Origin of the sequence: Sinorhizobium meliloti (assembly GCF_017876815.1) — a bacterium.
GTDB lineage: Bacteria > Pseudomonadota > Alphaproteobacteria > Rhizobiales > Rhizobiaceae > Sinorhizobium > Sinorhizobium meliloti.
The window spans coordinates 3,358,074-3,377,492 of the sequence record NZ_JAGIOS010000001.1 but is presented as its reverse complement, the minus strand read 5'-3'; the positions used below and the strand labels follow the sequence as shown (position 1 = coordinate 3,377,492).

The window sequence follows — 19,419 nt, the reverse complement described above, 5'->3', positions numbered from 1 at the left end:
CAAAGAAGTGCTCATCCATGCATTGATTTCGGTGATTATTGCACAAAATTGCGACTATTCGAAAGAAGATGCGAATGACTGGCTTGGATGCTATCGATCGTTCGATTCTGCGCATTCTGCAGCAGGATGGCCGAATTTCGAACGCGGACCTCGCCGGGAGGGTCGGCCTCTCCCCGTCGGCCTGTTCGCGGCGGGTCGATATTCTCGAAAAGTCCGGGACGATCGCCGGTTACCATGCGCGCATCGCCCACAAGGCGCTCGACTACAGGATCATGGTCATCGTGCATATTTCGCTGTCCGGGCAGTTCGCCAAGACCCTTGCGGAGTTCGAAGCCGCCGTGAAGCTCTGCCCCAATGTGCTCGTGTGTTACCTGATGTCCGGGGAATACGATTACATCCTGCGCGTGGCAGCGAAGGATCTGGAGGATTATGAGCGCATCCATCGCGACTGGCTCTCGGCGTTGCCGCACGTCGTAAAGATCAATTCGAGTTTTTCGCTTCGCGAGGTCATCGATCGCCCCAATGTCGGCATCTGAGACCGTGATGCAGCGAGACGCGGCGGCAATCCCGTCTGCAAAAATCAGCCGCTTTGCGTGGCCGGGCCATTCCGCCATAGTCGCGCTTGTCTGAACGCATCGAACGCGCTTTCGGAGATCACCGATGACTGCTTTGCATCCCATTTCGCGCCGGACCCTCATCGGCGGTCTTGCCGCCACGTCGGCATTTGTCGTGCTGCATCCCTTCTCGACCCGCGCGGCTGCCAACCAGGCGCATCTCAGGATCATGGAAACCACGGACCTGCACGTCCACGTCTTTCCCTACGATTACTATGCCGACAAGCCGAACGACACGCTTGGCCTAGCGCGCACCGCTTCGATCGTCGACGCCATCCGCGCCGAGGCGGCGAACGCGGTCCTCGTCGACAATGGCGATTTTCTTCAGGGCAATCCGATGGGCGATTACATCGCCTACAAGCGCGGCATGAAGGAAGGCGACATGCATCCGGTCATCGCCGCGATGAACGTGCTCGGCTACGACTGCGGCACGCTCGGCAATCACGAGTTCAACTACGGCCTGGATTTCATGTTCAATGTGATCAACGGCGCAAACTTTCCGATCGTCTGCGCCAACCTGACCAAAGGCGCCATGGCCGCCGCCCCGCGCCAGGACGAGCTTTTCCTCAAGCCCTACGTAATCCTCGATCGAAAAGTGAAGGACGGCGCCGGTCAGGAACACCCCATCCGCATCGGCCTCATCGGGTTCGTACCGCCGCAGATCATGACCTGGGACGCCAAGAACCTCGAAGGCAAGGCGAATGCGCGCGACATCGTCAAGGCCGCGGAAGCCTGGGTGCCGCAGATGCGCGAGGAAGGCGCCGACATCGTCATCGCCCTCTCACATTCCGGCATAGGGCAGCAGGCCTATGCCGAAAATCTCGAAAACGCGTCCGTACCCCTGGCGGCAATCGAGGGTATCGACGCCATCGTCACCGGCCACAGCCACCTCGACTTTCCGGGACCCAAGTTCGACGGAATTCCGGGCGTCGACAATGCCAAAGGGTTGATTTCAGGAAAGCCCGGCGTCATGGGCGGCTTCTGGGGATCCCATCTCGGCCTCATCGATCTGCTGCTCGAACGCGACGGCGGCCAGTGGCGTGTGATCGGTTCGACAAGCGAGGCGCGGCCGATCTTTCGCCGGGAAGAAAAGAAGGTGATCGCCGAGGTCGGTGACAAGCCGGAAGTGCTCGCAGCCGCGCAGAAGGACCACGAAGCGACGCTTGCCTATGTGCGCACCCCCGTCGGCAAAACTTCGGCACCGCTATACTCCTATTTCGCGCTGGTTGCGGACGATCCGTCGGTGCAGATCGTGAGCCAGGCCCAGACGTGGTATATCCGCGAAATGCTCAAGGACACCGAGCACAGCGACCTGCCGGTCCTGTCCGCCGCAGCCCCGTTCAAGGCCGGCGGGCGCGGTGGCGCCGAGTACTATACGGATGTTCCAGCGGGCGACATCGCCATCAAGAATGTCGCCGACCTCTACCTCTATCCGAATACGGTGCAGGCGGTCGTCATCACCGGCGAAGAGGTGCGCAACTGGCTCGAAATGTCCGCCGGCATCTTCAACCGGATTGCACCGGGATCGGTCGATGCAAGCCTGATCAATGGCGACTTCCCTTCCTATAATTTCGACGTGATCGACGGGGTCACCTACCAGATCGTTCTTTCGCAGCCTGCGAAATACGACAAGGACGGCAATGTGGCGAACCCGGAGGCCAGCCGCATCCGTGATCTGAAATTCGATGGCAGGCCGATTGATCCCAAGCAGAGATTTGTCGTAGCGACCAACAACTACCGCGCCGGCGGCGGCGGCAATTTTCCGGGCATCGCCGGCGACAAGGTCGTCTTCGTCGCGCCGGACACCAACCGCGACGTCATCGTGCGCTACATCGTCGAACAGGGAACGATCAACCCCTCGGCGGACGCGAACTGGACCTTCGCGCCGCAGAAGGACACGAGCGTGCTGTTCGACAGCGGCCCGAGGGCGCGACAATTCCTGGCAGAGGTCAAGGCGGTGAAAATCGAGAATGCCGGCGACGGCAGCGACGGTTTCGCCCGGTTCAGAATCAAGCTCTGACGCGGGATGCGGGCGGAAAACCGAACATACCTTTCCTCACGCCCCAAGGGCCTGTTGAGATTCATCTGGAGCTTATGACGGTTGCTGCGAGATGAATGATGGCGTTCCTCGCCCTCATCTCTGTGCTTGTCACAGAGATCCAGCAGCGCCGCGTCTGCGGCGCGGGAAGCGTTTTTTCAGCCCAAGGACTTGGTCTGGCTGGATTCCTGTGACGAGCACAGGAATGAGGAGGTCAAACGGGCCTTAGTGCGGAATATGAGGAATCACCCGTAGGATATTGTTTGGACTGGCGATTACCGCCGCCGGATATCAGACAGGCCGCGACTGAGCGTCGTCGGAAAAGAGGGCCGCGCGCTGCTCGTCGATGATCTGGCGCCCCTTGCGCATCGCCGAGTCGATCGCGTCCTGCTCGGAGGTGAAGAGATCTGCCCGGATGAAGCTGCGCACTTTCGTTGCACCGTCCGGCATCGACTTTTCGATGCTGCCGGCAAGCCGGTACTGCGATCCCTCGCGCTGAGGCGTCGCCCGGATCACGCAATCCGCATAGTTCTCGGTCTTGCCTGCCGCAGGCTGTGCCTGCGTTTCAGAGCCGCTGGAGCGACCGAATAATTTCGAGAAAAACGATGCCATGCCTCACAGTTAGCCGTGCTCGCCGGCCCTGTCAAAGCTAAAATTGGTGAGCCCGGCGCCGGCCACTTCCCGCCTTGTCAAATGACGAAGTTGGCCAGCATCTCGTTCTCGGTGATGTCCTGGTAGCGGAGACCCGCCGCATCGAAACGCTGTTTGAGAACGGGGAAATTCTCCGCGTGTTTCGTTTCGATACCGATGAGCACGGAGCCGAAGTTTCGAGCAGACTTTTTCAGGTATTCGAACCGGGCGATGTCGTCCTCCTCTCCCAGGAGACCGAGGAAATCGCGAAGCGCGCCCGGACGCTGCGCCATGCGCAGGATGAAGTATTTCTTGAGCCCCGCATGGCGCATGGCCCGCTCCTTCACGTCCGGCAGGCGCTCGAAGTCGAAATTGCCTCCGGAAACGACCGCTACGACGATCTTGCCTTCGAGACTATCGCGGCCAAGCGCTTCCAGTGCGGTGATTGCAAGCGCGCCGGCGGGTTCGAGAACCACGCCCTCGACATTCAGCATTTCGGTGATCGTCAGGCAGATCGCATTCTCAGGCAGCAGCATCACCTGTTCCGGCGAAAATCTCCGGAGCGCAGCAAAGTTCAGGTCGCCGATCCGTGCGACCGCCGCGCCATCGACGAAATTGTCCACCTGGTCGAGCGTGACGACGCCGCCGAGTTCCAGGCTGCGCCTGAAGCTCGGCGCCCCCTCCGGTTCACAGAACAGAAAACGGTCGGCCGAGAGGCTGTCGCCCAAATACCCGGTCACGCCCGCGGCCAAGCCGCCGCCGCCGACGGGCAGGACGACGAGATCGGCAACGGGGCCGGCCGGCAATTGTTCGGCTATCTCCGCTGCAACCGTGGCCTGGCCTTCGATGATATCGTCATGGTCGAAGGGAGGCACCATGACGCCGCCGATCGCTTCCACATGCTCGCGCGCCGCCTTGTAGCATTGATCGAAAATATCGCCGACGAGGCGGATCGTGATGAACTCGGCCCCGAACATGCGCGTTTTGTCGATCTTCTGCTGGGGCGTCGTCACGGGCATGAAGACGACTCCGGGAACGCCGAAGTGGCGGCAGACGAAAGCAAAGCCCTGAGCGTGATTGCCCGCGGAAGCGCAAACGAAGGTCTTCCCGGCCGCTCCGGAGCCGAGCGACTTGCGGAAGAAATTGAAGGCGCCGCGGATCTTGTAGGAGCGCACCGGCGAAAGGTCCTCGCGCTTCAGGAAGACGGTCGCCCCACAGCGCGCGCTCAGGTGCTCGTTGAGCTGAAGCGGCGTCGGCGGAAAGATCTCGCGCATCGCCGCTGCCGCTTTTTCAACATCCTGCTTCATCACGTGACTTCACCCGTTGAGTTTGCCGATGGCAGTCGCTATTGCACATTGCCGCGCCGGAGACCATCGATTTGACACGAATCGGTCACGCACGGCACTATCGCGGCCGCTTCGATCGCCGGCCCACCGACAAACCGCTTGCAGGAAATCAAGAGCTTGAACGCGAATCTGATCCGGCATGCTGTCCATCTCGCGGCGATCCTGGGGCTCTATCTCTCCGGCGCGATGCTGATTCCGGCCCTGGTCGATCTCTATTATGGTCACCCGGACTGGCAGGTCTTCGCCGTGACCGCCTTCATGTCGGGCGCAATCTCGTCGACGACGTTCATGGCGACCCGCGCAGGCCCCCCGCCCTTCTCGAAGAAATTCGGCTTCCTGGTTGTGAATGTCCTGTGGATCGTGTTTTCGATCGTCGGCGCCATTCCACTCTGGCTGTCCTCGGTAAAGCTGGATTTTGCCCAGGCCCTGTTCGAGTCCGTCTCGGCGGTAACGACGACCGGCTCGACCGTAATCGTCGGGCTCGATGACGCGCCGCCCGGCCTCTTGCTCTGGCGGTCGCTCCTGAGCTGGTTCGGCGGCATCGGCATCGTCGTTCTCGGCCTGTTCATCATCCCCTATCTGCGTGTCGGCGGAATGTCCTTCTTCAAGATGGAATCCTCCGACACCAGCGACAAACCCTTTGCCCGGCTCGCGAGCTTCGGCCGCGCCTTCCTCGTCGTGTACGTGTCGATCACTCTGCTGTGCGCGATCAGCTATGCCATGCTCGGGATGAACAGGTTCGACGCGATCAACCACGCGATGACGACCGTCGCGACGGGCGGCTTTTCTACGCACGACGCGTCATTCGGCTACTTTTCCAGCATTCCCCTGCTCTGGGCCAGCACGTTCTTCATGACGGTCTGCAGCCTGCCCTTCTCCATCCTGATCGTGCTCGTCGTGCGCGGGCGCCTGGACGCCCTTCGCGATCCTCAGATCATCGTATTTCTGGGCTATCTCACCGCATTCTCGGTTGCGGTCGCGGCCTATCACCGGCTCGCCAACGGCGTCGAGTTCCACCTCGCGCTTACCTATGCCTTCTTCAACATCACGTCGATATTGTCGACCACGGGCTATGCGAGCGAAGATTACAGCCTTTGGGGACCGTTCGTGGTCATGGTCGCGTTCATATGCACGTTCATCGGCGGTTGTTCAGGCTCGACAGCGGGCGGCATGAAGGCCTATCGGTTCGTCGTGCTCTTCAACGCCATCCGGTCTGCCCTGAACAAGCTCGTCTACCCGAATGCGATCTACGCGGTCCGGTACGGGAAGAATACGGTCGACGCGGACGTGCAGCGCGCCATTCTGCTGTTCTTCATCACCTATATCCTGCTCTGGGTCTTCGGCAGTCTGGTCATGGGTGCCCTCGGCTATGATCTCGTCACGGCCGTGTCGGCCGTCATCACGTGTCTCTCCAATGTCGGCCCCGGCCTCGGCAGCCTTATCGGCCCTGCGGGCAATTTCTCGACACTCCAGGATCCCGAGCTCTATCTGCTGTCGCTGATGATGCTGCTCGGGCGTCTGGAGGTCCTGACCGTCCTCGTCGTGCTCACTCCGATCTTCTGGAAGCAGTAACAGCCGCCGCTCGGCTGCAGCCTTGCCTTGACTTGGTGTGCCAAATGCCGAAAGCTCAGAGCGATCGGGCATTTGGAAAGCGCGATGCCGAGATACCTGCTCCTGCTGGCGGCACTCACGAACGCCACCGTCATCCTCGCCGACACGCAGGCAGAGGCGGGTCCGCTTGCCGACGCTGCGGCGAAGGCCGAACAGCAGGCGAGCTCCGGCGATGCCGCCGGCGCCCAGGAAACCTTGCGCAAGGCCATGAGCGACTTTTCGCAGACCCTTCCCTTCGCCATCGGCAAGGCGGTCTTCGTCACAGCAGCACCGGCCGGCTTTGCAATGTACGAGCCCCGGCCCGATCCGGTATTCGAAGCCGGCGAAACGCTCATATCCTATGTCGAGCCCGTGGGACTTACCTGGAAGGAGGCAAGCGACGAGGGTAAGCTCGAGACACGCTTCACGGTCGACTTCGACATCCTGAATCCGAAGGGAGAGGTCCTCGCCAGCCAGAAGGCGTTCGGCGATTTCACCTTCAAGGGCTATCAGCGCAACCAGGAAATCTATGCGACGCTGAGGATCGACGTCGCCGGGGCACCATCAGGGAATTATGTGCTGCGCTACCGCTTCAACGACACCAACAGCGGCAGGAGCGCAAGCGTCGATCAACCATTCGAGATCTCCGGCCCTTGAGGGATTGCCGATCTTGCAGCTTTGGTGCGGACGACGGGAATCGAACCCGTACGGTTTCCCGAGGGATTTTAAGTCCCTTGCGTCTACCAGTTTCGCCACGTCCGCCCGCAGCTTAAATCAGGCACATAGGCGATTCAGTCAAGGGGATGTTTTGCCGCCGCCCTGCCTCACGTCAAGCCGGACCCTCGTCGGGCGCCGAAAGCGCCGCACCGGGCAGGTAGAGCGAAATCGGTCGGATCTCGTATACGGCGGTCGGGTTGACCCGGCGCAATTCGCGCGCCGTCTCGACGGCGGCTTCAAGGTTCGGGCAGTCGACCACGTAGAGGCCGAGCAACTGCTCCTTGGTCTCGGCAAAGGGACCGTCGATGATCATGCCGGCACCATCGCCCCGCAACGTCACGGCATCCCTGGTCGAGCCAAGCCGTGCGGCCGGTCCCAATCGCTTTTCCCGGACGAGGCGATCATTGACCTGCAGCAGATCGTCCATCAGCTTGGCATCTGCCTCCCTGGTCCAGGATTCGACCACCTCTTCCTCGTGATAGGCCAATATCGCGTAGAACATGGATCCCTCTCCAAAACCCCATACGGTGCCCGGGTCAGGCACAACGACATGCATGAAACAGTCACGCGGATGCGAAACGATCCCGAGGAACCGCACCTCATGAATCGAAGCGATTAGATCGTTTCTGCAGCGCGCGGGCAAGCCCGGCTTCTAACGGGGCGCGCACCAATCGCGCGCCTGAAGTTGGGTCAGCCGCTCGACGTGCTCAAAGCTCGCCATCGGTCACCTTTGGAGGAACGCGGCCGGTGTGATGGGTCGGATTGTCCGATCCTGCGCCTTCGGCCGGTTTCTCTTTCTTTGTGGTTTGGCCACTTCTGGCCGGCGGCTCGTCGGTGCCGGATTCCGCCGCCTGATCCGGGAGCGGCTGTGGCTCCATGTCCATTTCTTTCGGTTCCGGTTTCCATGTGGGAGACGGCATCGGCTGGTCCGTCAGATCGTCATATTTGGGATTGCTCATGGCTCGCTCCTTTCGGTCTCGCCAGATCAACCCCGGACATTTCTGAAGGTTCCTCATGGCCCTGCCGGCCCGTTCGAGGATCGGGGAATGGCATCTGCCCAAGAAATTTTGCAACCCCTGATTCGCCAGGGGTTCAATCGCGGCATGTCAATGGCAAGATAATGCAGGGCTCAAGGGCATCCTTGATGATGATTACGGAGGGTGGGGCGTGCGTTCACTGCAAGCGTTCGGCGGCATAGCCTTGCTTTCCGAAGACCTCGACACGCTGCAGCGCGTGTTCGACAAGCTGTGCCGCGAACATCGATGGCCGCGCGAGAGCGCGCAGGCTCGGCGGTTCGGGAGGATGCTGATCCGGGAATATCAGTCCGGCACGAGAGATGAGGGACTTCTTCTGCGAGCGGGACAAGCCTTCGTCAGTCAGGCCAACGCACAAAAGAAACTGGCCTGAACAGAGGCCCGGCTGTGCGGCGAGGGCGCCGGCAATGACCGGCTCAATGATAGTAGAAACAGTCGCAGTCGGCTCGCGTGGCGTCCTCTCCTCTCCACACCCTGACGGCCAGCTTTGACGACTCGCCGGTCTCGTCAAGCCGCAATCCCAACAGCGAAATCGCCGCCGCCTTGGGATTCGGCGCGTCTATTTCGATGACTGATCCGACCTGGTGAACGCCCAGGCGTGCAGTCCAGGTAAAGATCTGAACATTGTAATGCATGGAAATTCTCCATTTTCGGTCGCCGCCTGCGCGGGTCGCATAACCAAGGACAACGGCTTCGCGTCAATTGCCCTCCAACGCAGCATCGTCAGCCATCCTCTACGGTTGCTTCCGGTCGATCTCCGCCGTCGGCATGTTCGAAATGCCAGTTTCCCTTCTCATCCTGGAAGCTGATCTCCTCGTCGTCGCCGCCGACCTGCTGTTCGGCTGCTGCAGCTTTGGCGGCCGCCAGCGCCATCTCGCGACTGGGAAAGGGCTCTGAATATGCATCGGCTGCCTTGTAGGCCCAGCCTCCATCGTGTGGAACGATGAAATAAGTGATCTGCACCATCCTTCACTCCCATGGATGTTCAAGGACAGTCCCTGCCCTCGACGGGCCGCGCCGCGCGGGCCCTTTAGTTCCTCCTTGCTGCCGCATGCTTCCCTGAATCGGAGCCGGTCTGAGAAAAACACGCAGCCATTCAAAGTGCTGTAGCGACCTTGCCTGCTAAAAAAAGCACGTCGCCGTCGGGCATTTCTGATGCCGAATGCGGCGATGTTAACACAAAATTGCCCCATTGGGCCACATTTGCGAAGGCTTGCGGGCCGATATTCCGCGACCCGGCCGAGGGGCGGACTGTGATCCGAATCGCCCGCAAAAAAGGGCGCGGCTCGATCGGGAGCCGCGCACGAAGGTTGAAGGTCGTCAGTCCGCGAGCTTTGCGGCAATCCGCGCGACATGCGCACCCTGAAAGCGGGCGGCTTCGAGTTCGACCGCGGAGGGCTGGCGCGAACCGTCGCCGCCGGTGATCGTCGAGGCGCCATAGGGCGATCCGCCCTTGACTTCCTCAACGCCCATCTGACCCTGGAAGGCATAGGGAAGTCCGACGACCACCATGCCGTGATGCATCATCGTGGGAATGAGGCCGAGAATCGTTGATTCCTGGCCGCCGTGCTGGGTCGCCGACGAGGTGAAGGCGGAGCCCACCTTGCCGACGAGCTTCCCTTTTGCCCAGAGGCCGCCGGTCTGGTCGATAAAGTTACGCAATTGCGAAGCGACGGTCCCGTAGCGGGTGCCCGCGCCGAAGATGATTGCATCGTAATCCGCCAGCTCCTCGACGGTCGCGACCGGTGCCGGCTGGTCGAGCTTGAAATGCGAAGCTTTCGCCACGTCCTCCGGCACGAGTTCCGGAACGCGCTTGACGGCTACTTCGGCACCGGCCGATCTTGCACCTTCCGCGACCGCATGGGCCATCGTCTCGATATGCCCATAGGCCGAATAGTAAAGAACCAGTACTCTAGCCAAAACGATACTCCTTGTTGTCCGGCAATTCCGCTTGATCGCCGCGGCCGGCAGGATTTATCAAAACGCATACCACTGCCAGTGCAGGGATGGTCGACAGACTGTTCAGCTTTTTTCAACACTGACGAGATCGCGTTCGCGATCCGAATACGCCTGGAGCGCCAATGACCAGCCCCACGATCGTCACCGCCGCCATGCTCGCCATCGGCGACGAGCTTCTCTCCGGCCGGACCAAGGACAAGAACATCGGCCACCTCGCCGATATGCTCACGATGGTCGGCATCGATCTGCGCGAGGTGCGCATCGTCGCCGACGACCAGGACGCGATCGTGGAGGCGCTCAATGCCCTGCGCAGCCGCTACCGCCACGTGTTTACTTCCGGCGGCATCGGTCCGACCCATGACGACATCACTGCCGATGCGATTTCGAAGGCCTTCGGGGTCGAGTGCATTCACGAGCCGAAGGCAATGGAGCTGCTTGCCGCGATGTACGAGCGCCGCGGCATGGAGTTCACCGAGGCGCGCAAGCGGATGGCCCGCATGCCTGAAGGCGCGACCCACATTCCCAATCCGGTATCGACCGCACCCGGCTTCGCCATCGAGAACGTCTATGTCATGGCCGGCGTGCCCCAGGTGTTCCAGGCGATGCTCGACGCGCTGCTGCCGAGCCTTGAGACCGGCACGCCCGTCCTTTCCCGTACGGTTCGCTCGCCCTATGGCGAGGGCGACATCGGAGCGCCGCTGACCGAGGTGCAGAAGAACCATCCCGAAACGAGCATCGGCTCCTATCCGAGATTCGACGGCAAGAGCTTCTCGACGGATATCGTGATCCGGGCCCGCGATGCCACGGTGCTTGGCGCCGCCGAAACCGAGGTGATCGCGATGATCGAGGCGATCGGCCGATCACGCGAGAAACACCAGCCCTGAACTCCGCGTCGGCGAAATCATTGCAGATCGCGGTGCTCGCGGCTGGACTGGCTCTTGCACTTTCGGCTTCATTGCCGCTATTGCATCAGGCATGAACTAGTGTCGGCGGCGTGGCCGTCGAACTGCAGCAACGCTTATCGCCGACAGCGCAAAGAAGCCGGAGTCCGTCATGTCTCTTCCCGAGAAAGCCTTTCCTGTATCCTGGGATCAATTCCACCGTGACGCCCGTGCCCTGGCCTGGCGGCTGGCCGACAACGGGCAGGAATGGCGCGCGATGGTCTGCATCACGCGCGGCGGCCTTGTTCCGGCCGCTATCGTCAGCCGGGAACTCAACATCCGGATGATCGAAACGGTCTGCATCGCCTCCTATCACGACTACGACACGCAGGGCCAGATGAAGGTGCTCAAGAGCATCTCGCCTGAGATCGCAAAGGATGGGGGCGAAGGCGTTCTCATCGTCGACGATCTGACCGACACCGGCAAGACTGCCGCCGAGGTTCGCGCGATGCTGCCGAGGGCGCATTTCGCTGCGGTTTACGCAAAGCCGAAGGGTCGCCCCCTCGTCGACACTTTCGTGACCGAAGTCAGCCAGGATACCTGGATCTACTTCCCCTGGGACCTCGGTTTCACCTACCAGGAACCGATTGCCAAGGGCACGCGCGGCTAGCGTGTTTCACTGTTTCATCGACAAAGTGAAACACCCCAACACTTTGCTGGAAGTGCTCTCCTGACAGGACGCTCGGCGTTCTAAGCATTCCCTCGAAGCGGCGCTATGCTCTCGACAAGGCTCTCGGCCGTTGCCGTGCGGCCGGCCACGACACCGGCCTCGCCGTGGCGCCAGACCGCGGACGCTGCCGCCTGGAAAGCAGGCATCCCCTGTGCCAGGTGGGCGCCGATGATCCCCGCAAGTACGTCGCCCGAACCTGCCGTCGCGAGCCAGGGCGGCGCGTTGACATTGACGGCGGCCCGGCCGGACGGCGCGGCAACGACCGTATCCGGCCCCTTATAGACGATCACGGCATGGCTGAGCCTTGCTGCGGCCTGAGCCTTTTCGATCTTGGACAGCGCCGCATCCTCGGCGATATCCGGAAAGAGCCGGGCGAACTCCCCTTCGTGCGGCGTCATCACCACCTCACCGCCCTCTGCCGCGATCCTGTCGAAGAGTTGCTCCCTGCCCTCTCGGAACGAACTTATCCCGTCGGCATCGAGCACCAGTGCGCGGCCGCAGAGCATGAGCACGAAATCCCGCGCCTTTTTGCCGACGCCGAAGCCGGGTCCGAGAACGAAGGCATTCAGGCGTCTGTCCTTGAGCCAGGCGGCAAGGCCGGCAGCGTTGTTGATTTCCTTGAGCATGACGGCGGTGAGGTGCGCCGCATTGACGGCGAGCGCTTCCGCCGGAGAGGCAAGCGTCACCAGCCCCGCGCCGGCGCGCAGGCCGGCCGCCGCCGACAGCCGCGCGGCCCCGGTCGAAACCGGTCCGCCGCAAAGCACGGCGAGATGGCCGCGTTTGTATTTGTGGGTCGCGGGATCGAGCGCGCCGAGGTGTTGCTCCCACATCGCGGGTGTGTTGACGTGAAGATCGCCGGCTCTATCCGCAACGAGCCTTGCCGGAATGCCGATATCGAAAATTTCAAGCGTGCCGCAGCGGGCGCGACCCGGCATCAGCAGATGGCCGGGTTTGGCCGCCATGAACGTCACCGTGTGGGCCGCAACGAAACTCAAGCCCCGGATTTCGCCCGTCCGCCCGTCTATGCCGGATGGCAGGTCCACGGCGAGGACCGGTACTCCGCTCGCATTCACTTGCTCGATGACTGTTCTCGCCTCGTCCGGCACATCGCGCGCAAGCCCTGCCCCGAAAAGTGCGTCGATGACGACATCACCCGATTGCGGCCCGTAGGCGTCGAGGGGTCGCGGTACAAGCGCAAAGGCATCGCGCGCCCGCGCGGCGTCGCCCTTCAGCATCGCCGCGTCGCCGAGCGCAAAGACGGCGACGCTTGCGCCGGTATCGGCGAGCGCGGCAGCGGCGATATAGCCATCGCCGCCGTTGTTGCCCGGGCCGCAAAGCACCACAAAGCGCAATGCTTCCGGGTAAAGCCGCAAGGCGGCGGCTGATACGGCCGTTCCCGCCGAACGCATGAGCGAGAAGCTATCGATCCCCGAACGCGCGGCATCCTTGTCGACCGCTGTCATTTCCGCCGGGGTCACGAGGACATTCGAAAGCGCCTGAAGCATGGAAGCGATCTAATCCCGACCGAAAGCGCAAGACAAGAGCAGCGTTGACGGAAAGCGACGTGACTAAGAAATGTGCATTTGCACACTATAAGTGCTCAAATAACATGCTTCGAGCACGAAACGCAGCGATCCTCCGTCGCGCGCCGGCGTCGAACACTCAAAACCTCATAAAAAATAGGCAGAATGCCATTGCAGAAGCCACTGCCCCATCGGCACCTATCGCGTTACCACTGGAAATTTCGCAATCTGCGCGTCATTCCTCTACAAAAGTGGCACGCTACGTGCATAGTGTGAGGCCAAGCGGGCAGAACCTGCTTTAAAGGGAGAAGCGGAGAGACATTTTCTCATGAAAAAGATCGAAGCGATCATTAAGCCTTTCAAGCTCGACGAAGTGAAGGAAGCCCTTCAGGAGGTCGGCCTGCAGGGGATCACCGTCACGGAAGCCAAGGGCTTCGGGCGGCAGAAGGGACATACGGAGCTCTACCGCGGCGCAGAATACGTCGTCGACTTCCTGCCGAAGGTGAAGGTCGAAGTGGTGCTGGCGGACGAAAATGCGGAGGCCGTGATCGAAGCCATCCGCAATGCCGCGCAAACCGGCCGCATCGGCGATGGCAAGATTTTCGTATCTAATGTGGAAGAAGTGATCCGCATCCGTACCGGCGAAACCGGCCTCGACGCCATCTGATCGCGTCTGGCGATCTCACCTATCCGGGGGCCGTCCGGCCCCGTCTTTCCAATCCTCGTCATCACACAGGGAATTGCAACAAATGACGACTGCGAATGAAGTTCTGAAGCAGATCAAGGAAAACGACGTCAAGTTCGTAGACCTGCGCTTTACCGACCCCAAGGGCAAGCTGCAGCACGTGACGATGGATGTCGTCTGCGTCGACGAAGACATGTTCGCCGACGGCGTCATGTTCGACGGTTCCTCGATCGGCGGCTGGAAGGCTATCAACGAATCCGACATGGTGCTGATGCCCGATCCGGAAACGGCGCATATGGACCCGTTCTTCGCCCAGTCCACGATGGTCATCTTCTGCGACATTCTCGATCCGGTTTCGGGCGAAGCCTATAACCGCGACCCGCGCGGCACGGCCAAGAAGGCAGAAGCCTACCTCAAGGCCTCCGGCATCGGCGACACGGTCTTCGTAGGTCCGGAAGCGGAATTCTTCGTCTTCGACGACGTCAAGTACAAGGCCGATCCGTACAACACCGGTTTCAAGCTCGACAGCTCCGAACTGCCCTCCAACGACGACACGGACTACGAGACCGGCAACCTCGGTCACCGCCCCCGTGTCAAGGGCGGCTATTTCCCGGTTCCGCCGGTTGACAGCAGCCAGGACATGCGCTCCGAAATGCTGACCGTGCTGTCCGAAATGGGCGTGACGGTTGAAAAGCATCACCACGAAGTGGCAGCGGCGCAGCACGAGCTGGGCGTCAAGTTCGATGCCCTCGTGCGCAATGCCGACAAGATGCAGATCTACAAGTATGTCGTGCACCAGGTCGCCAATGCCTATGGCAAGACCGCGACCTTCATGCCGAAGCCGATCTTCGGCGACAACGGCTCGGGCATGCACGTGCATTTGTCGATCTGGAAGGACGGCAAGCCGACCTTTGCCGGCGACGAGTATGCCGGGCTTTCCGAATCCTGCCTCTACTTCATCGGTGGCATCATCAAGCATGCCAAGGCGCTGAATGCCTTCACCAACCCGTCGACGAACTCCTACAAGCGCCTCGTCCCGGGTTATGAAGCACCGGTCCTGCTCGCCTATTCGGCCCGCAACCGCTCGGCCTCCTGCCGCATCCCCTTCGGCACCAACCCGAAGGCGAAGCGCGTCGAAGTCCGCTTCCCCGATCCGACGGCGAACCCCTACCTCGCCTTCGCCGCGATGCTGATGGCCGGTCTCGACGGCATCAAGAACAAGCTCCACCCCGGCAAGGCCATGGACAAGGACCTCTACGACCTGCCGCCGAAGGAACTGAAGAAGATCCCGACCGTCTGCGGCAGCCTGCGCGAAGCGCTCGAAAGCCTCGACAAGGACCGCAAGTTCCTGACCGCTGGCGGCGTTTTCGACGACGACCAGATCGACTCCTTCATCGAACTGAAGATGCAGGAAGTCATGCGCTTCGAAATGACGCCGCACCCGGTCGAGTTCGACATGTACTATTCCGTCTGATGGCGGAGCGGACGGCCCTCACAGGTTCTGTCCATGCAAGATGAAACGAGGGAAGGCGGGCTTCATCCGAAACCCGCCTTTTCAGTTCGACGCCGATGGAAGGCTCGCCCCCGGAGGCGCGCGCCTCTTGATGTTCCATATGCGACAACCCAGATAACTGTCTGAAAGGATGTGTTGCGTCATGAAACAAAGAAACGCCAAGTTTGAGATCGGACAGGTGGTTCGCCATCGGATGTTCCCGTTCCGCGGCGTCGTCTTCGACGTCGACCCGGAATATGCGAACACCGAGGAATGGTGGAATGCGATTCCGCAGGAGATCCGGCCCGAAAAGGACCAGCCCTTCTATCACCTGTTTGCGGAGAACGACGAAAGCGAATACGTCGCCTATGTTTCGGAACAGAACCTCGTTTCCGATGACAGCGACAGGCCGATCCGCCATCCCCAGGTGGACGCTCTGTTCGAAAAGGCCGACGCCGGACACTACAAGCCCAAGGCCACTTATCAGCATTAGAGCGGGATGAGGAAAGGGTGCGTGCGGATAGCTGCCGCGTCCGCTCAGGCGCCGGGCTGAAAACGTGGAGTCGCCGCAATTGTCGGCGGATGCAGGTACAAAAATACGCCCGGATCGTTGACCCGGGCGTCTTTCTTTACTCAGAGAAGCTAATGATTACTGCTGCTTGGCAGCCTTTTGCGCCTCTTCCAGCTTCTTGCGGGCATCTTCTGCCTTCTTCTGCATCTCTTCCTGCAGGAGGCGCTGACGCTCTTCAAGCTGAGACTGCTCGATCGGTTCGCCGTCGAATACGCCGGTGAAGCCTTCGAGCGACATCTTGATTGGGTTCGGAGCGCGCTGGAAATTGACCGAGGTGAAGACGACCTCGTTGCCCTTCTTCAGCTGCGCAATAAGCGCGTCGGAGAGCGGCGCTTCGGCAACGCACTTGTCCGGCATGCAGATCGCGTAATCGAGCTTGACGCCCTTGCCACCGTCGATCTGCATTTGAACGCCGGGCGGGATCATGCGCGCGGACGGTACGGAAACCTGCATGACCTTGCGATTGACCTTGCCGGAGACGGTAATGAGGCCGACGGCCGTCACAAGCTGGCCGTTATTGGCGGTGAGCAGGTTCTGGACGATGCAGACATCGTTGTCTTCCTGCTTGGTGCAGACCTTGAACCAACCCTGCGGCGGCTTGCCTCCCGCCTGCTGCGCGGATGCGACGCTCGGCGCACCGGCTGCTGCGAAAGAAAGCGCCAGCGCTGCCAATCCCGCGCGTGTGGTGAAGTTCGACTTGAAGATCATTGTGATTCCGTCTCCTGAAATCCGGTCACGGAACAGAGTTCCGCAGAGTGAGTATCGTCAGCCGCCGTTGTCCTGTTGGCCAAATGAGGCATTTGAATGGCCCCGATTCCGGAAACACCTGTTACATTGGCTTGTGCGGTTTATCCAGTGTTTGTTGCGATTTTGTGCAATCATTTGCTTTGAGCGGCCCTTTCGAACCGGTGCGGGATGTGGCAGGAGCCTGCTTTGTTCTTTTCCCGACCCGGCGCCGGTTGGAAATGCGCTCCCGCATTGATACCTTGCGCGGAATCGGCCTGTTGAATCCCCACGGGAGGTGAAGTTGCGCGCAGTTGTTTCCGGCCTGGTGATGCTCCTGGCAGCCAGCAGTTTTGCCACTGGTGCTCTGGCCGCGCCCGTGCATGCGATCGCCATGCATGGCGACCCCGCCTTGCCTGCCGATTTCAAGCACTTCCCTTACGTCAATCCGCAGGTGAAGAAGGGCGGGAAGATCGCCTACGGGGTCGTCGGTACGTTCGACAGCCTCAATCCGTTCATCTTGAAGAGCATGCGCACGACCGCGCGCGGCATGTGGGACCCTGGCTTTGGCAACCTGGTCTATGAATCCCTCATGCAGCGCTCACAGGACGAGCCCTTCACGATGTACGGCCTGCTCGCCGAAACCGTCGAATGGGACGATGACCGCACCTTCATCCAGTTCAACCTCAATCCCAAGGCGCGCTGGGCCGATGGCCGGCCGGTGACCGCCGAAGACGTGATCTTCACCTTCGAATTGTTGCGCGACAAAGGGCGTGCGCCTTTCAGCAACCGCCTCTCGAAGGTTGCGAAGATGGAGAAGGTCGGGGAACGTAGCGTGCGCTTCACCTTCACCGAGGAGGCCGATCGCGAGATTCCGCTTCTGCTGGGGCTTTCGCCCGTGCTGCCGAAGCATGCGATCAACGTCGAGACGTTCGATCGGACGAGTCTGGAGCCGCCGCTCGGCTCCGGCCCCTACCGGGTCGCGGAAGTCAGGCCTGGCGAGCGGATCGTCTATCGCCGAAACCCCGACTATTGGGCCAAGGATCTGCCCTCGAAGGTGGGCCTCGACAATTACGATGAGATCTCCGTCGAATATTTCCTGCAGGAGAACACCCTTTTTGAAGCCTTCAAGAAGGGTGTGGTGGACATCTACGCCGAAGGCAGCGCGACGAAATGGGCCCGGGCCTACGATTTTCCCGCCGTTCGCAGCGGCAATGTGATCAAGGAAACGTTCAAGCCGAAGACACCGTCCGGCATGCTCGGCTTCGTCTTCAATACGCGCAGACCGATGTTCGACAACATCAAGCTCAGGCAGGGGCTCGCTCTCGTTTTCGACTTCGAATGGGTCAACAAGAATCTCTTCGACGGCGCCTATACGCGTACGCAGAGTTATTGGCAGAATTCGTCGCTTTCCTTCCTCGGCGTGGCAGCCGACAATCGTGAACTGGACCTCATGGGCGACGTGAGGGAGCGCATCAATCCGGCGATCCTCGACGGAAGCTATCGACTCCCCGTGACGGACGGCTCGGGCCGCGATCGCAATGTGCTCCGGGAAGCGGTGACCCTTCTTCGCGAAGCGGGCTACTCCATCAAGGACGGCAAGATGGTCGACGCCAAGGGGACGCCGCTGGCCTTCGAGATCATGAGCCAGAATGCCGGCCAGGAGAAGGTTGCGCTTGCCTATCAGCGCTTTCTCGCGCCGCTCGGCATCGCAGCGCGGGTTCGGACCGTCGACGATTCACAATATCAGTTGCGCAGCCAGTCCTTCGATTACGACGTCATCATCAAGTCCTTCCCCTCGTCGCTCTCTCCCGGTCTCGAGCAGATCAACCGCTGGAGTTCGCAAACTCGGGACAGGCAAGGCAGCGACAACTTCGCAGGCGTCGCCGACAAGGACGTCGACAAGCTGATCAACAACATCCTGCAGGCGCGCAACCCCGAGGACTTCACCGCCGCCGTTCGCGCGCACGACCGGCTCCTCGTCAACAATTCCTATCTGGTTCCGCTTTACCATCTCGACGCGCAATGGATTGCCCGCTGGAAGCATATCGGCCGGCCGACGACGGTACCGCTTTACGGTTATCAGTTGCCGAGTTGGTGGGACGAGCGCGTTCAGTAAGCTGGCATCCGTTCGCTAACGCATTGAAAGATGTTTCCGGCCGGCCTATGTCGCAGTTTTGGTAAACCGAAAGGCCGGCACCATGGAAACCGTCAATATCGATATCGTCTCGGACGTCGTATGCCCCTGGTGCTATCTCGGCAAGAATCGCCTCGACCAGGCGATCGCCAATGTCGCCGGCGAGATCAACGTCGCTATCCAATGGCGTCCCTACCAGCTCAATCCCGATCTGCCGCCGGAAGGCATCGACCATAAAGAGCACCTGGCGGCCAAGCTCGGCGGACAGGCCGCGGTCGACGAGGCGCACCGGACGCTCGAAGGCCTCGGTGTGGAAGACGGCATCGCCTTCGATTTCGATGCCGTCAAGGTCAGCCCGAATACGCTCGATGCGCACCGGCTGATCCGCTGGGCCGCGACCGGCGGCGAAGCGGCGCAGGACGCGGTGGTGAGCCTGCTGTTCAAGGCGAACTTCGAGGAGGGTCGCAACCTCGGCGACCAAGCCGTACTCCTCGACATCGCCGAACAGGCCGGCCTCGAAAGGCCGGTGATCGCGGCTCTCCTTGCTTCAGACGCCGACAGGGACGCCGTAAGGCAGGAAATCGACATGGCCCGGGAAATCGGCGTGACCGGCGTTCCCTGCTTCATCATCGAGCAGCAGTATGCGGTCATGGGGGCGCAATCGGTCGAAGTGCTGACCAGCGCTTTGCGCGAGATCGCGCAGATGAAGGCCGAGCATCCGGCTCACTGACGCCCGACAGCAGAGCAAA

At 61.0% G+C, this 19,419-nt stretch carries 21 protein-coding genes and 1 tRNA gene; 12 read left to right on the top strand and 10 right to left on the bottom strand.

What is annotated here, in order from left to right; all coding sequences use genetic code 11:
• Positions 1–74 precede the first annotated feature (74 nt).
• Positions 75–536, top strand: a complete 462-nt coding sequence (locus JOH52_RS16330) for an Lrp/AsnC family transcriptional regulator (RefSeq protein WP_003528246.1) — start codon at positions 75–77, stop codon at positions 534–536.
• Positions 537–660: 124 nt separating this feature from the next.
• On the top strand, positions 661–2,634 hold the full coding sequence (locus JOH52_RS16325) for a bifunctional 2',3'-cyclic-nucleotide 2'-phosphodiesterase/3'-nucleotidase (RefSeq protein ID WP_107010499.1): 1,974 nt from the start codon (positions 661–663) through the stop codon (positions 2,632–2,634).
• A 309-nt stretch (positions 2,635–2,943) separates the two neighbouring features.
• On the opposite strand, the gene JOH52_RS16320 is transcribed toward JOH52_RS16325, so the two are convergent.
• Complete coding sequence (locus tag JOH52_RS16320; RefSeq protein WP_003528242.1) at positions 2,944–3,264, bottom strand: HlyU family transcriptional regulator; 321 nt, start codon at positions 3,262–3,264, stop codon at positions 2,944–2,946.
• A gap of 77 nt (positions 3,265–3,341) precedes the next feature.
• Positions 3,342–4,589, bottom strand: a complete 1,248-nt coding sequence (gene ilvA, locus JOH52_RS16315; RefSeq protein WP_010969357.1) for a threonine ammonia-lyase — start codon at positions 4,587–4,589, stop codon at positions 3,342–3,344.
• 156 nt (positions 4,590–4,745) lie between these two features.
• Here ilvA and JOH52_RS16310 point away from each other — a divergent pair, with 156 nt between their 5' ends.
• Both JOH52_RS16310 and JOH52_RS16305 read left to right on the top strand, forming a co-directional pair.
• Positions 4,746–6,200, top strand: coding sequence for a TrkH family potassium uptake protein (locus JOH52_RS16310; protein WP_010969358.1), 1,455 nt, complete (start codon positions 4,746–4,748; stop codon positions 6,198–6,200).
• An 84-nt stretch (positions 6,201–6,284) separates the two neighbouring features.
• The gene (locus JOH52_RS16305) at positions 6,285–6,875 is read left to right on the top strand and encodes a hypothetical protein (protein ID WP_003528236.1); all 591 of its coding nucleotides are present in this window, start codon (positions 6,285–6,287) and stop codon (positions 6,873–6,875) included.
• 22 nt (positions 6,876–6,897) lie between these two features.
• Here JOH52_RS16305 and JOH52_RS16300 read toward each other — a convergent pair.
• The 3 genes from JOH52_RS16300 to JOH52_RS16290 form a co-directional block, all read right to left on the bottom strand.
• Positions 6,898–6,980, bottom strand: a tRNA-Leu gene (locus JOH52_RS16300).
• Positions 6,981–7,047: 67 nt separating this feature from the next.
• Positions 7,048–7,437: a YciI family protein gene (locus tag JOH52_RS16295; RefSeq protein ID WP_010969359.1), complete on the bottom strand. Its 390-nt coding sequence runs from the start codon at positions 7,435–7,437 to the stop codon at positions 7,048–7,050.
• A 205-nt stretch (positions 7,438–7,642) separates the two neighbouring features.
• The gene (locus JOH52_RS16290; protein WP_010969360.1) at positions 7,643–7,894 is read right to left on the bottom strand and encodes a hypothetical protein; all 252 of its coding nucleotides are present in this window, start codon (positions 7,892–7,894) and stop codon (positions 7,643–7,645) included.
• A gap of 208 nt (positions 7,895–8,102) precedes the next feature.
• On the opposite strand from JOH52_RS16290, the gene JOH52_RS16285 reads away from it, so the two are divergent.
• On the top strand, positions 8,103–8,342 hold the full coding sequence (locus JOH52_RS16285; protein ID WP_014529503.1) for a hypothetical protein: 240 nt from the start codon (positions 8,103–8,105) through the stop codon (positions 8,340–8,342).
• A gap of 43 nt (positions 8,343–8,385) precedes the next feature.
• Here JOH52_RS16285 and JOH52_RS16280 read toward each other — a convergent pair whose 3' ends face one another.
• The 3 genes from JOH52_RS16280 to wrbA all read right to left on the bottom strand — a co-directional run bounded on the left by JOH52_RS16280 (position 8,386) and on the right by wrbA (position 9,889).
• Positions 8,386–8,604 (bottom strand): hypothetical protein, encoded by a 219-nt coding sequence (locus tag JOH52_RS16280; RefSeq protein ID WP_003528078.1) that lies wholly within the window; start codon positions 8,602–8,604, stop codon positions 8,386–8,388.
• Positions 8,605–8,692: 88 nt separating this feature from the next.
• Positions 8,693–8,935: a DUF2188 domain-containing protein gene (locus JOH52_RS16275; RefSeq protein WP_003528075.1), complete on the bottom strand. Its 243-nt coding sequence runs from the start codon at positions 8,933–8,935 to the stop codon at positions 8,693–8,695.
• Positions 8,936–9,289: 354 nt separating this feature from the next.
• Entirely contained in the window at positions 9,290–9,889 is a 600-nt protein-coding gene (gene wrbA / locus JOH52_RS16270; RefSeq protein WP_003528068.1) for an NAD(P)H:quinone oxidoreductase type IV, read from the bottom strand.
• Positions 9,890–10,050: 161 nt separating this feature from the next.
• Here wrbA and JOH52_RS16265 point away from each other — a divergent pair, with 161 nt between their 5' ends.
• Positions 10,051–10,812 (top strand): competence/damage-inducible protein A, encoded by a 762-nt coding sequence (locus JOH52_RS16265; RefSeq protein ID WP_010969361.1) that lies wholly within the window; start codon positions 10,051–10,053, stop codon positions 10,810–10,812.
• A gap of 169 nt (positions 10,813–10,981) precedes the next feature.
• Positions 10,982–11,479, top strand: coding sequence for a xanthine phosphoribosyltransferase (gpt, locus tag JOH52_RS16260; protein WP_010969362.1), 498 nt, complete (start codon positions 10,982–10,984; stop codon positions 11,477–11,479).
• An 80-nt stretch (positions 11,480–11,559) separates the two neighbouring features.
• Here gpt and JOH52_RS16255 read toward each other — a convergent pair whose 3' ends face one another.
• Entirely contained in the window at positions 11,560–13,044 is a 1,485-nt protein-coding gene (locus tag JOH52_RS16255; RefSeq protein WP_010969363.1) for a bifunctional ADP-dependent NAD(P)H-hydrate dehydratase/NAD(P)H-hydrate epimerase, read from the bottom strand.
• Between the two features lie 346 nt (positions 13,045–13,390).
• Here JOH52_RS16255 and JOH52_RS16250 point away from each other — a divergent pair, with 346 nt between their 5' ends.
• From JOH52_RS16250 to hspQ, 3 genes are all read left to right on the top strand, one after another.
• Positions 13,391–13,729: a P-II family nitrogen regulator gene (locus JOH52_RS16250; protein ID WP_003528058.1), complete on the top strand. Its 339-nt coding sequence runs from the start codon at positions 13,391–13,393 to the stop codon at positions 13,727–13,729.
• An 82-nt stretch (positions 13,730–13,811) separates the two neighbouring features.
• Positions 13,812–15,221 (top strand): type I glutamate--ammonia ligase, encoded by a 1,410-nt coding sequence (gene glnA / locus JOH52_RS16245; RefSeq protein WP_003528053.1) that lies wholly within the window; start codon positions 13,812–13,814, stop codon positions 15,219–15,221.
• A gap of 181 nt (positions 15,222–15,402) precedes the next feature.
• The gene (gene hspQ, locus JOH52_RS16240) at positions 15,403–15,732 is read left to right on the top strand and encodes a heat shock protein HspQ (RefSeq protein WP_003528052.1); all 330 of its coding nucleotides are present in this window, start codon (positions 15,403–15,405) and stop codon (positions 15,730–15,732) included.
• Positions 15,733–15,888: 156 nt separating this feature from the next.
• On the opposite strand, the gene JOH52_RS16235 is transcribed toward hspQ, so the two are convergent.
• Positions 15,889–16,518 carry an invasion associated locus B family protein gene (locus JOH52_RS16235; protein WP_003528049.1) on the bottom strand — a complete coding sequence of 210 codons (630 nt, stop codon included), beginning with the start codon at positions 16,516–16,518 and terminating at the stop codon, positions 15,889–15,891.
• Between the two features lie 319 nt (positions 16,519–16,837).
• Here JOH52_RS16235 and JOH52_RS16230 point away from each other — a divergent pair, with 319 nt between their 5' ends.
• Entirely contained in the window at positions 16,838–18,652 is a 1,815-nt protein-coding gene (locus tag JOH52_RS16230) for an extracellular solute-binding protein (protein WP_010969364.1), read from the top strand.
• 82 nt (positions 18,653–18,734) lie between these two features.
• Positions 18,735–19,400 carry a DsbA family oxidoreductase gene (locus JOH52_RS16225; protein ID WP_107010504.1) on the top strand — a complete coding sequence of 222 codons (666 nt, stop codon included), beginning with the start codon at positions 18,735–18,737 and terminating at the stop codon, positions 19,398–19,400.
• Positions 19,401–19,419 lie beyond the last annotated feature (19 nt).

What these genes read in the sequence shown, in the direction of transcription:
- JOH52_RS16330 (WP_003528246.1), top strand. Translation starts at nt 75, where the DNA reads ATGACTGGCTTGGATGCTATCGATCGTTCGATTCTGCGCATTCTGCAG.
- JOH52_RS16325 (WP_107010499.1), top strand. Translation starts at nt 661, where the DNA reads ATGACTGCTTTGCATCCCATTTCGCGCCGGACCCTCATCGGCGGTCTT.
- JOH52_RS16320 (WP_003528242.1), bottom strand. Translation starts at nt 3,264, where the DNA reads ATGGCATCGTTTTTCTCGAAATTATTCGGTCGCTCCAGCGGCTCTGAA.
- ilvA (WP_010969357.1), bottom strand. Translation starts at nt 4,589, where the DNA reads ATGAAGCAGGATGTTGAAAAAGCGGCAGCGGCGATGCGCGAGATCTTT.
- JOH52_RS16305 (WP_003528236.1), top strand. Translation starts at nt 6,285, where the DNA reads ATGCCGAGATACCTGCTCCTGCTGGCGGCACTCACGAACGCCACCGTC.
- JOH52_RS16295 (WP_010969359.1), bottom strand. Translation starts at nt 7,437, where the DNA reads ATGTTCTACGCGATATTGGCCTATCACGAGGAAGAGGTGGTCGAATCC.
- JOH52_RS16290 (WP_010969360.1), bottom strand. Translation starts at nt 7,894, where the DNA reads ATGAGCAATCCCAAATATGACGATCTGACGGACCAGCCGATGCCGTCT.
- JOH52_RS16280 (WP_003528078.1), bottom strand. Translation starts at nt 8,604, where the DNA reads ATGCATTACAATGTTCAGATCTTTACCTGGACTGCACGCCTGGGCGTT.
- JOH52_RS16275 (WP_003528075.1), bottom strand. Translation starts at nt 8,935, where the DNA reads ATGGTGCAGATCACTTATTTCATCGTTCCACACGATGGAGGCTGGGCC.
- JOH52_RS16265 (WP_010969361.1), top strand. Translation starts at nt 10,051, where the DNA reads ATGACCAGCCCCACGATCGTCACCGCCGCCATGCTCGCCATCGGCGAC.
- gpt (WP_010969362.1), top strand. Translation starts at nt 10,982, where the DNA reads ATGTCTCTTCCCGAGAAAGCCTTTCCTGTATCCTGGGATCAATTCCAC.
- JOH52_RS16255 (WP_010969363.1), bottom strand. Translation starts at nt 13,044, where the DNA reads ATGCTTCAGGCGCTTTCGAATGTCCTCGTGACCCCGGCGGAAATGACA.
- JOH52_RS16250 (WP_003528058.1), top strand. Translation starts at nt 13,391, where the DNA reads ATGAAAAAGATCGAAGCGATCATTAAGCCTTTCAAGCTCGACGAAGTG.
- glnA (WP_003528053.1), top strand. Translation starts at nt 13,812, where the DNA reads ATGACGACTGCGAATGAAGTTCTGAAGCAGATCAAGGAAAACGACGTC.
- hspQ (WP_003528052.1), top strand. Translation starts at nt 15,403, where the DNA reads ATGAAACAAAGAAACGCCAAGTTTGAGATCGGACAGGTGGTTCGCCAT.
- JOH52_RS16235 (WP_003528049.1), bottom strand. Translation starts at nt 16,518, where the DNA reads ATGATCTTCAAGTCGAACTTCACCACACGCGCGGGATTGGCAGCGCTG.
- JOH52_RS16225 (WP_107010504.1), top strand. Translation starts at nt 18,735, where the DNA reads ATGGAAACCGTCAATATCGATATCGTCTCGGACGTCGTATGCCCCTGG.